The 11,677-nt window shown below is 61.0% G+C and carries 5 protein-coding genes; 2 read left to right on the plus strand and 3 right to left on the minus strand.

What is annotated here, in order from left to right:
• Window positions 1–33: 33 nt before the first annotated feature.
• Window positions 34–3,366 carry a TonB-dependent receptor gene (locus tag ACIX9_RS00910; protein ID WP_013578588.1) on the minus strand — a complete coding sequence of 1,111 codons (3,333 nt, stop codon included), beginning with the start codon at window positions 3,364–3,366 and terminating at the stop codon, window positions 34–36.
• A gap of 460 nt (window positions 3,367–3,826) precedes the next feature.
• Between ACIX9_RS00910 and ACIX9_RS00915 the strand changes: the two genes are divergently transcribed.
• Both ACIX9_RS00915 and ACIX9_RS00920 read left to right on the plus strand, forming a co-directional pair.
• On the plus strand, window positions 3,827–4,687 hold the full coding sequence (locus ACIX9_RS00915; RefSeq protein ID WP_013578589.1) for an oxidoreductase: 861 nt from the start codon (window positions 3,827–3,829) through the stop codon (window positions 4,685–4,687).
• Window positions 4,688–5,028: 341 nt separating this feature from the next.
• Entirely contained in the window at window positions 5,029–9,537 is a 4,509-nt protein-coding gene (locus ACIX9_RS00920) for an Ig-like domain repeat protein (protein WP_013578590.1), read from the plus strand.
• 157 nt (window positions 9,538–9,694) lie between these two features.
• Here ACIX9_RS00920 and ACIX9_RS00925 read toward each other — a convergent pair whose 3' ends face one another.
• Both ACIX9_RS00925 and ACIX9_RS00930 read right to left on the minus strand, forming a co-directional pair.
• Window positions 9,695–10,627, minus strand: coding sequence for a glycosyltransferase family 2 protein (locus tag ACIX9_RS00925; protein WP_013578591.1), 933 nt, complete (start codon window positions 10,625–10,627; stop codon window positions 9,695–9,697).
• Window positions 10,624–11,676, minus strand: a complete 1,053-nt coding sequence (locus tag ACIX9_RS00930; protein ID WP_013578592.1) for an NAD-dependent epimerase/dehydratase family protein — start codon at window positions 11,674–11,676, stop codon at window positions 10,624–10,626. The genes ACIX9_RS00925 and ACIX9_RS00930 overlap by 4 nt, the downstream gene beginning before the upstream one ends.
• Window position 11,677 lies beyond the last annotated feature (1 nt).

Raw genomic sequence — 11,677 nt, forward strand, 5'->3', positions numbered from 1 at the left:
CTCGACCCGCGCTGTCTAGGCAGGAGAATTGGATCAGAAGAGAAACTTCAGTCCAAGCTGGATCTGCCGTGAGGTCGCCGCCGCCGTAATCACGCCCGCTGTTGGACTCTGCACGGGAGCCGCTGCCTGTGCCGTGGATAGGGTGCCTGAGGTCGGCAGAGTCTTTGCATCCTGCGTCGGCCCGGAGGAGAAGACGACCTCGTTCGGTGTCAGGAAGTTGGTGTGGTTCAGGATGTTGAAGAACTCCGCGCGAAACTGCAGACGCTTGCTTTCGGAGAACTTGATGGACTTCAGCAGGGAAAGATCCCAGTCCGCAAAGCCAGGTCCGGTCAGGGTATCGCGTCCCAGGTTGCCGACCGTTCCGTAGGCGGGCGCGGTGAAGGCGGCGGGGTCGAAGAACTGCGCCGCACGCTGTGCCGTTGTTCCATGCGTGTACAGCGAGCCGCGGAAGTTAGGATTGGCGTTCGGCCGCACCGGGTTGCGTGTATCTCCGGAGCCGGTTGGGTTATAACCGAGCTGCGGTGAGAACGGCAGCCCCGTCTGTAGTGTCGCAATCGTGCTGAGCGTCCAGCCGCCTGCGGCCCGATCCACGATTCCTCCTTTGCTATTCAGGAAGCGCGTGCCCTTGCCGAAGGGCAGGTCATACGTCCCGTTGAACGCCGCGAGGTGACGCACATCGGTAGCCGCAGGGCCGTAGTCCAACGCTGCGTTGTTGGGGTAAGAGACAAATGCGGGCGTATTCGCGGAGACGCTTGTGTTCCAGGCGGAGCCGTTGTCCAGGTTCTTCGCAAAGGTATAGTTCGCTCGGAACTGGAAGCCACCTGCAAAGGCCCGGCGCAGATCCACCTCCAGCGCGTTGTAGTTGCTCGCGCCTTGCGAGACCCATGAGGTTGTATTCGCCACTGCCGCGTTCGCCTTCACCACGGTCGGATAGTAGATTGTCCCGTTTGCAATTCCAGCCGGGCAGTTGTTCTGGCAGATGATCGAGGCGGGTTCGTTCTGGTCTTCGGAAAGGATCTGGTGGTATCCATGCGATCCCACATAAGCGATCGTCAATGAGGTAGACGGCGCAATCTGCTGCTCTACTCGAAGGGTGTAGGAGAGCACCGTCGGTGTCTGCAAATCGGTTTGGACGTTTGACGGCGAGACCAGTCCCGCCGCACCGGAGGTCGGCGCGCTGATCGGCACTCCGCTGTAGCTCAGCGTTGTGTTGAACGGGGCTGCCTGATCGAAGCGGTAGTCCAGGTTGTCCAGCAGGGAGTGATGCAGTCCGAAGCCTGCACGCACCACTGTCTTGCCATCGCTCGTTGCCTTCCATGCCGCGCCTACCCTTGGCTCTGGTAAAAACTTTGCGCGGTTGTTCGTCAGCCCAGCGGACCCGACGGTGGGGGTTGAGTTGATGACTCCATTGGTGAAGCCATAGATGCCTGCACGGCCCTTGCTCTCGTTGAAGCCATTGCTGGTCTCCACCCGCAGCCCTGCGCTGATCTCAAGCGAAGGCAATGCCCTCCAGGTGTCCTCGATATATCCCGCGCCAAACCATGCACGCCAGCCAAGCTCCGTCGGCGCGGGGACCACGGTAAAGGTCTTGACTGTGCCGGTCAGGAAGGTCGCCAGAGATGCGAAGCTCGCCTGCCCGTATTGGTTCTGCGCCAGGTTGTCGTTTGACTGCAGCCGCTGCGCCCAGCCTCCCGCCTCAATCTGGTGCTTGCCGATCGTGTAGAAGATGTGATCGTCGAACGTGAACAGGTTGCGCGTGATCGCATTGTCCGACCCCACATTCGCGCCGGCACCGGTGATCTGCGACGACCCGTTCGAAGCCGTAGAGCCTGCAATGACCACTGCGCCGATCGGCTTGCCAGCGATGAAGGTTCCAGTCAGAGCCTGCACGTTGGCTGGCACCGAACCGAGGAAGAGGAAGCTCGCGCGCGAGAAACCCACCCGCGCCGTATTCAGCAGCCGCGCGGAGAATACATGCTGCTCCTGCGCGCTGAGCACCTGCTCCCGCAGATCTTCATTGATCAGCGAATAGGGATTCTGTGTCGGCGTATTCGCCGTCGAATCATCCACTGTGTACACGGCAAAGAACAGGTCGTTCGCGGTCAGGTTGGCGTCGAAGCGTGCCGTCCCAAAGTCCTCGCGGATATGCTGAGTCGGGCTGGAGAAGGCCTCGCCTATGCCCGTCAAATTACCTTTCTGATCCAACAGCTCCGGGCCATTCTGCACCGGCCACAGGTTGAACAACTGCGCCACGCCGGGGCCGATGGCCGTCTTAGTCTCGACGCCGGCAGAGTTGGGCAGAAAGCCCGCGCGAGCCTGATTATCCGGTACCAGCGTCACATCCGTGATGCCGAGATTTTGCCGATACCCCTCATAGTTGCCGAACAGAAACACCTTATCCTTCTTGATCGGCCCACCCAGCGCCGCGCCGAAGTTGTTGCGCTGGAAGTTGGGAATCCTGCTCTGGTCAAAGTAGTTGCGAGAGTCGAGGTACGAGTTCCGCAGAAACTCGTACGCCGAACCATGCAGTGCATTTGTGCCTGAAACAGTCACAATTGAAATCTGCGCTCCCTGGCGCTTCCCGTAGTTGGCCCCGTAGGTGTCGGCGACCACGTTGAACTCCCGCACCGCATCCACGCCCAGCAACTGTCCGCTGGTGCCACCCGGCGTCACGTTGATCAGCGACGCGCCCGTATATTCCACGCCATTCAGCAGATAAAGATTGTCCTGCGGCCGCCGCCCGGAGACGGCAAACATGTTGCCCACGGAAGAGTTTGAGGTCCCCACCGATCCCGAACGCTGCGCCGTATAGTTCACCGTGCCGGGGTTCAGCGTAATCAACTGATCGTAGCTCCGCCCGTTCAGCGGCAGCCCCTTCACCTGCCGCTCGCTCACCAGCCCTGAGACCTGCTGGGTCGAATCATTCACCACCGCAGGCGTGTCCGCGACTGTCACCTCCTGCTCCGCACCCGCGACGGGCAACACAAGATCCACCTCCGTCGCCTGTCCGATCGTCAGCCCAATCCCCGTCTTCCGCTCCGTCGCAAAGCTAGTCGCCCCCACCGTGACGGTATACGTCCCCACGGTTACAGATGGTGCCGAGTAGTGACCCGTAGCATCCGTGTCGATCCGCCGTTCCGTCCCGGTATCTTCGTTGTGAATCCTCACATGAGCATGCGGAACCGCGGCCCCGGTTGCGTCCGTGACGATGCCGGCGATCGTTCCGCCCACCACCTGCGCCTTCGCCGTAAAGGCCAGGAACAGCGCCAGCAGGCTGCAGACGATTACGCGCAGTACAGTCTCAATCGGACGCAGAAGGATTCGTGAAAGGTGGTGACGGGTCTGCACAAAATGGGCAGCAGGCATGGAAGTCTCCTCAAAAGGATTGCAAAGTCGAAGCGAGTCGCACAGAGCCGCAGGGGCTTATGACGCTGGCAGATAGATTTGTTAGAAAACGGTAGGGAAGAAGTTCCGTGCTTATCGACAACAACAGCGAGCGCAACAACATCCGGCCTGCTTGGCACGGGTGTCGCACATCAGCGTCCTTGGATAAAGATCACGCACAAACGTTCCTTGAAATTGAGTTCAATCAGAAGATGCGTACGCTCAGCTTGAAGATTCAAGCCTTGCAACACTCATACGCTAAAAGGAAGGATCAGTCTGGGCTGAAAACGAAGTCCTTCGCTAAAAAACGAAGGCAGGGACATGCTCGACTATCGACAACAACAACACAACTGCGCGCGATAGGAACCAAGTGCCATGCAACCAGCCTAACTGAACTCTCCCTTGCAGCACAACCGCATCGAACTTCTCAAGGAGAACACCCATGCCTCAGCAACCATCCCCGGTCTGGTTTATCACCGGATGCTCCACCGGCTTCGGCCGCGAGCTCGCAAAGCTCATCCTCGCCCGCGGCGGCCGAGTCGTCGTCACTGCGCGCAACCCCGACCAGATCCAAGATCTCGTCGCCGGCCATGAAGCCAACGCGCTCGCCCTGCCGCTCGATGTCAACGATCCCGCCCAGATCAAGGCAGCGGTTCAGTACGCCACAGAAAAGTTCGGCCAGATTGACATCCTCGTCAACAACGCAGGCTACGGCTATCTCGCCGCCATCGAAGAAGGCGAAGACGCCGAAGTCCGCAAGATGTTCGAGACCAACTTCTTCGGCCTCGTCGCCCTCACCAACGCTGTTCTGCCGGGCATGCGCGAACGCCGCTCCGGTCACATCGTCAACTTCTCTTCGATCGGCGGTCTCGTGAGCTTCGGTGCCACCGGCTATTATCACGCCACCAAGTACGCGGTAGAGGGCATGTCGGAGTCGCTTGCCATCGAAGTCGCCCCTCTCGGCATCAAGGTCATCATCGTCGAGCCTGGCCCCTTTCGCACCGACTGGGCAGGCCGCTCGCTGCCCGAATCCAAGATCGTCATCCCCGACTACGACAGCACCGCCGGCGAGCGTCGCCGCCAGACCCGCGCCCGCTCCGGAAAGCAGCAGGGCGACCCCGTCCGGGCCGCCGCCGCCATCCTCAAGGCCATCGAGTCCGACACGCCGCCCTTGCGCCTTGTCTTGGGCAAACCCGCCCTCGATCTCGCCTACAAGAAGCTCGAATCGGTAAAGAAGGATCTCGACACCTGGAAAGAAGCGACCCTCAGCGTAGATTTTCCAGAGGATGAAGTCGCAAAGTGAGCCGTTGTCGGGTCAGAGCCTCCAAGGTGGGGGAGGCTCTGATGCACCAACGCGGTGCAGTTCAGCAGCAGGCGGATACGGTGGTGTCCAGTCATTTCAAACACTTAGGAGCCCGTGGCCTCCTATGTTCTTAAGCCTGATATATCAGGCGACTTTTAGTTGACATTTCATAGGGAGACGGCTCTAATCGTGCCATCTCAGAAACCTTGTCAGCCCAAGGGGCTCCCATGACCTTACCGTCCAGGAAAGCCTTGGTGTCTTTTTGTCGCCCGTCGCGAAACCCGTGATCTTCATCTCGGCCGTGCGCGCAAATCCGTTTTACCGTTCTAAAGGAGTCACCTTTGTCTCTCTTTCGTTCCTTGTTTACTGGTTTAGGCCTTGGCACTGCACTTCTCGGTTCGGCGTTCGCGGCCACCAATCCGCACCTCACCGTTCAACCTCAGACGCGTGTCGTCTCCAAGATCGATAACGCCGATCTCGCTCGCCTCCCCAACACCACGCCTTCCATCGTCTCCCTCGCCGCTGATAACGGCCGCCTGCCCGCCGCCACGCCCTTTAGCCACATGCTGCTCGTCCTCAAGAGCTCGGATGAGCAGGAGCTTGCTCTGCGCTCCCTCGTCGATCAGCAGCAGGACAAGTCCAGCCCCAACTATCACCAGTGGATGACCCCGGTGACCTTCGGCGCCAGCTTCGGGGTCGCCGCGTCGGATCTCGCCAAGGTCACTGCATGGCTTCAGGATCAGGGCTTCTCGATCGATGCCGTCAGCCCCGGCAAGCGCACCATTCAGTTCAGCGGAACCTCCGGCCAGGTTGAAACCGCATTCCACACGGAGATGCATCGCCTCACCGTCAATGGAGTCGCCCACATCTCCAACACGGTCGATCTCTCCGTTCCCACCGCGCTTTCGCCAGTCCTCGCCGGCATCGCTTCCCTCAACGACTTCCGCGCCAAGGCCCACGCCGTCAATCCACACCCCATGGTGAAGGGCTCTGACGGCCAGTTCTACCCCATCGTCCCCGGCACCGTAGCTACCCCGGACTACACCTCCACCAGCTCAGGCAGCCACTACGTCGCGCCCGCTGATGTGGCGACGATCTACAACGCCAAGCCGCTGCTCAGTGGTGGTACCGATGGCACAGGCGTCACCATCGGCATCATCGGCCAGACCACAATCAACCTCTCCAACGTTGAGACCTTCCGCTCGATGTTCCGGCTGCCGGACAACGATCCCACCATCATCAATGTCGGCCCAGCCCCCGCCATCATCGCGGACGATATCGAATCCGATCTCGATGTCGAGTGGGCCGGAGCCATGGCCACCGGAGCCAAGGTCAACTTCTATACCGCCGCAGGCGGACTCGTCGATGGCGGCGTCGACACCTCGGCCCTCGCCGCGGTAGATTCCAACGTTGCGGATATCATCTCGCTCAGCTACGGCGGCTGCGAGCTTTCAAATGGCTCGGCCGGTACCGCCTATTGGAACTCGCTCTGGGAGCAGGCTGCAGCGCAGGGACAAACAGCATTCGTCTCCTCCGGAGACTCCAGCGCCACGGGTTGCGCCAGTTCGTCAGCCGCTCTCGCGAACACGGCAACCAGCGGCACCTATGGCGTCAATGCGCTCGGATCCTCTGCCTATAACGTCGCGGTGGGCGGCTCGGAATTCAACGAGGGCACCGCACTCGGCGTTACCTCCTATTGGGGTGTGGGCGGCACCGCGCCTTACGGCACCGCACAGTCCTACATCCCGGAGACAGTCTGGAGCGAAGGAGTCTTTGATATTGTGGCTCCCGGCACAGGTATTGCGGGCGGCGGCGGTGGAGTCTCCATCTTCACCGGACGTCCTTCATGGCAGGTAGGCCCTGGCATCACGGCAGCCGACCCCGCCGGCCCGACCTTCACGGCGACAGGTGCCATCCCCGCGACCCAGCTTCATCGTCTCGTCCCTGACCTCTCGCTCATCGCGGCAGGTGGTCACGATGGCACGATCTTCTGCTCAGAAGGCGTCTGCAAACTGGATTCTTCCGGCAACGTAGCCTCCATCGGTGTCGTCGGCGGAACCTCCGTCGCCACGCCCGTCATGGCCGGCGTCCAGGCGCTCATCAACCAGAAGAACGGTGGACGCCAGGGCAACGCCAACTACTACTACTACAAGTTGGCCGCGGCCCAGACGACCGCAAACTGCGCATCGACCCTGCCGCCCGCTGCAACCTGTAACTTCAACGACATCGTCACCGGCGACAACTTCTCGCCCAAGACCTCGGTCGCGAAGTACAACGCCTCCACGGGCACCATCAGCGGTGTCTTGGGGACTGACTACATCGGCTTCACGGCCAACACTGGCTACGACGAAGCCACCGGCCTCGGAACGCCGAATATCACCAACCTTGCCAACAACTGGAAGACGGTGACCTTCACCGCAACCACCACCAAGCTCACTCTCACTCCACTCACCGCGAATCATGGCACGACCCAGACAGCCGTCATCACGGTTGCGCCCACCTCGGCCACCGGTACTCCCACTGGGGATGTCAGCATCACCGCCGTGGGTCAGGCCCCTGGAACGGGGAATGGCAACGTCTACACCCTCAGCGGCGGCACCGTAACCGCGGCCCTCACCACCCTCCCCGGCGGCACCTACTCCGTCACCGCTCACTATGCGGGTGACTCAGTCTTCGGCTCCAGTGACTCGGCTCCGGTCACCGTCACCGTCGCGCCGGAGGCAAGCCAGATCTTCTACCAGCCCTACAACCTCACAACGGCGGGAGCACTCAACGTCGCAACCAGCTTCGCTTACGGAACCTCCATCTTTATCGATACCGAGGTTCAGGGCACCAGCATCAACGGCTACACGAAGAACAGCGTTCCCAACACCGGTGCGCCCACTGGAACGATCCTCTACAACGTTTCGTCCGGCACCACGACGCTGCCCTCTTATACGTCGTCGCTTGATGCCTACGGAATCACCTACCTGGAGGCCGCACAATCCTTCCCCAACTTCCTGATCACCGCCAACTATCCCGTCCTGGCACCAGGAGCCTACACCATCAAGGCCACCTACTCCGGGGACCAGTCGTTCAACACCTCCAACGTCTCAACCGCAATCACAGTGGTCAAGGCAACCGTGGCCCCGGTGGTCCGGGCCGGGACTGCTGAGGTCCTCCCGGCTCAGACTGCGCTGCTCAATGTGACCATCGCTGCCTCCGGCGGAGGCGTACTGCCTACCGGCAGCGTCACCCTGACGGATACCGTTGTCTCCGGCACCACCACAACAAGTACAACGCTCGGAACGGTCACCCTGGCCAACGGAGCCGCGGTTCTTTCCACGAACGCGCTCATTCTTCCCGGAGCCCACTCCATCACAGCGGCTTATGGCGGAGACGCAAACTACGCAGCCGCCTCCTCTGCGGCTGTAACCGTCACAGTCGGTGGTGCTCTTTCCGCCACCACTCTGGCGGCCACCGTCGGCGGCTCCGCCGCTGCCACAGCGCCTGTCCTCACCTCGGTCGTCCTCACGGCAACGCCTCCCGCAACGGCGACCGGTACCGTCTACTTCTATGACGGCAGTCTCGTTCTGGGCAGCGCAACCATCAGCACCACCACGCACCTCGCAACTTTGACCATCGCAACACTCACGGCAGGCACCCACAGCATCACAGCCACTTACGCCGGCAACGGCACCTTGGCCGCGAGCACCTCGCTGCCAATGACCTTTGTCACCACGCAGAACAAGCCCACCCTGTCCCTCACCTCGCAGCAGGCCAACAATGCTCAGTCCATGGCATCCATGAATGCTGTACTGACGCTGGTGCCGGCCATAACCTCCACAGCCGGCGCCAATCCTGCGCCGTCGGCGACGGTGCAATTCCTGGATGGCACGACAGTTCTGGGAACAGCGCCCCTCACCTACACGCTCAATTACCATTTTTATACCGCTGCCTCCACCTTCGGTCCATTCAAACCCGGGCCGCACGCTCTGACCGCGGTCTTCCCGGGTGATACCAACTACGCTGCCGCAACCTCGGGCATCCAGAACATCAGCATCGGCCTGACCACCATCACCGTCACACCGTCGGCAACCAACGTTGGAACGGGAACGCCCTTGACCCTCACCGCCAAGATCACCCCCATCGTCGCCAGCAGCACGGCGGTCGGTGGATCGGTTACCTTCTTTGACGGCACTACGGCCATCGGAACGGCCCCCGTCACCGGCGGCGTGGCCACCCTGACCACGGCGACACTCTCGACCGTAGCAACTCACACCATCACCGCCGTCTACTCGGGTGATGCCAACTTCTACACCTCGACCACCAGCGCCGGCGTCAACATCGTTGCCGTCACCCCCGGCTTCACCATCTCGGTCAACCCCGCCAGCCTCACGGTCAAGCGTGGAACGCCCGGTACGGTTACCCTGACCGCAACCTCCTTCGGCAACTACAACGGAGCCATCGCACTGAGCTGCCAGAATCTGCCCCTCGACACCTTCTGCAGCTTCGTCAATGACTCCAGCGGCGCACCCGGCATCGCCTTCGGCGGTGTCAACGCCTCGCAGACGGTCGCCATTACCTTCTCAACCCTCGCCCCCTCCAACTCAGGTCTCCTGTGGCTGCCCGCGATCCTGCTGGCCGGTCTCCTGGGTCTGACCCGTAAACGTCTCTCGGTTCGTGGACGCCAGTTCATTACGCTCGTTGTCATCGCCTGCGGAATGACGGCGGCCAGCGGCTGCGGAGGCGGCACCATTACCGCCACACCAACCGGCACCAGCACGGTCACCATCGTTGCCAACGGAGCCGGTGCGGGCAGCAGCCCCAGCCTGCAGCCCACCGCAACGGTCGCGCTGACGGTTCAGTAACCAGAATGCACGCGCAACAGCAAGGCCCGGGGTCACTCCCGGGCCTTCGTTTTGTCCTATGGGTCATGATCGGCCCAGAGCCTCTAGTCCGGACCTAATGTCTCTCGAGTGAAGATTTGGATCAAAACAGGGGTAGGGGGTCAAGCCCTCGAATCCCCTAGAAGTTGATCCGTTCCTTCTCTGTCACCAGAGGCCGACCCTGCACGATCGTATGTACGGACCCGATGTACTCGCCGATGATTCCCAGCGCCACCAGCTGGATCGACCCCAGGAAGAACAGCCCGATCATCAGGGGGGCCAGCCCCAGTTCAAACCGATTCCAATACACCAGCTTGTAAACCAGGTACACCAGTCCGGCTATCAAACTGAGAAACGCAAACACGAACCCGGTAAAGATCACCAGCCGCAATGGCACCTTGGAGAGGTTGGTAATCCCCAGCATCGCCATGTCGTACAGCGTGTAGAAGTTGTTCTTCGTGATGCCGCGCATGCGCCGCTTCTGGTTGTAGTGCAGCACTTTGGTCGGCAGCCCGATCTCCGCGATCTGCCCCCGGAAGTAGGGGTGCGGGTCCGGAAAGTCCCGCTTCAGGATCTCGATAACCTGCCGGTCGTATAGCCCAAACCCCGTAAAGTGCTCCACCACCTTCACATCCGTCAGCCGCGCGATCGTCCGGTAGTAGACCGAGCGGATTCCGTACATCAGACCACTCTCGTCGCTGGTGCTCTTGGTCGCCACCACAATCGGGTACCCGGCTTCCCATTCCCGCAGGAACTCCCCGATCAACTCCGGGGGGTCCTGCAGGTCGGACAGCAGCACCACCACGGCATCCCCCTGCGCCTCCAGAATCGCATGCTGCGGAGACCGTATGTGGCCGAAGTTTCGGGCGTTGACGATCACCTTCACATGAGGATCGTCCAGCGCAATTCCACGGAGAATATCGACGGTGCGGTCGGAGGAGTTGTTGTCGATCAGGATATGTTCGTAGCGATACTGAGGCATCCCCGCGAACAGGGTCCGCACTCGCTCGATCAGGATGTCGACATTCTCTTCCTCGTTGTAGCAAGGACTTACGATACTGACGAGCTTCATCCCGACTCCTTGTCTGGACCGTACCACGCGGCTGTCCTACGGATTGCTTCCTCCAGCCCCACTGTCTGCCTGAGTCCCAGTTCTGCCGCCCGGTCCACCTGGGGGACATACCGCGCGACGGCTCCCCCGCCCATCGCCTCCTTAGCCACCTGGACAGCCACGTTGGAATTCAGAGCGCGGATTACTGCATGAGCGAGTTCAAGAATACTTAAAGCTTCGTCCGATCCGACGTTGAAGGGAACCAGCGAAGGAGCTTCAAGCAGTATCGTCCACAGCCAGATCATCAGGTCGGAGGCATAGAGGTAGCTGCGTCTCGGGGTGCCATCCCCACCCATTTGAATTGTCCTGCCTGCCAGAACATCCCTGATGAAGTTGCCGATCGCAAAGTGTGCGTTCAGCGGCAGGTGCGGCCCGCAGAAGGCAAAGCAGCGGGCGATCTTGCATTCCATCCCCGTCGCCTTCGCATGGAGCGCGCACATCAACTCGGAAGCCCGTTTGCCCTCCGCATACACGCTGGCTGGATCGAGCGAATTCGGAGCCCCGGTGTAGCTTTCGGGTACATGCGTCAGATTTGAGGGCTGCTTTCCGTAGACCGCACCGGAGCTCGTCAGCAGAAGCTTGCGGGTGCCGTGGCTTGCCGCAAACTCAAGCGTGCGCTGCGTGCCGGCCAGGATTGTCGAGAGCATCTCCAGAGGAGCCTCGTTCGCCTGCTTCGCGCTTGCCTCCGTTGCGGCGTGGATGAGAAAGCGAAACTCGCCCTCTGGGAACTCGAAGTCGCGTACATCGCCCTCATGCAATGTGATCGCCGAGTCATCGGTCACATGCGGAAGCTTTGCCCGGAATACTTCAGGACTCCGCGTCAAAACTGTGGCACAAGCCTTCAGGTCTAACGAGCGGTTTGCATGGCAGAAGCTCTCCAGCAGCCAGCACCCAAAGAAGCCTGTGCCGCCGGTGATGAAGATCCTCTCCCCCCGCATCTGCTCCCACAGCGGACGTGTCGCTGCGAGGATGTGATCGAGATCGTCCTGCGCGATGGGCTTTGCCGCCATG

Source organism: Granulicella tundricola MP5ACTX9, assembly GCF_000178975.2.
Classification (GTDB): domain Bacteria; phylum Acidobacteriota; class Terriglobia; order Terriglobales; family Acidobacteriaceae; genus Edaphobacter; species Edaphobacter tundricola.

Excerpts from the sequence above, each read along its gene's own strand:
- ACIX9_RS00925 (WP_013578591.1), bottom strand. The coding sequence starts at position 10,627 with ATGAAGCTCGTCAGTATCGTAAGTCCTTGCTACAACGAGGAAGAGAAT.
- ACIX9_RS00910 (WP_013578588.1), bottom strand. The coding sequence starts at position 3,366 with ATGCCTGCTGCCCATTTTGTGCAGACCCGTCACCACCTTTCACGAATC.
- ACIX9_RS00930 (WP_013578592.1), bottom strand. The coding sequence starts at position 11,676 with ATGGCGGCAAAGCCCATCGCGCAGGACGATCTCGATCACATCCTCGCA.
- ACIX9_RS00915 (WP_013578589.1), top strand. The coding sequence starts at position 3,827 with ATGCCTCAGCAACCATCCCCGGTCTGGTTTATCACCGGATGCTCCACC.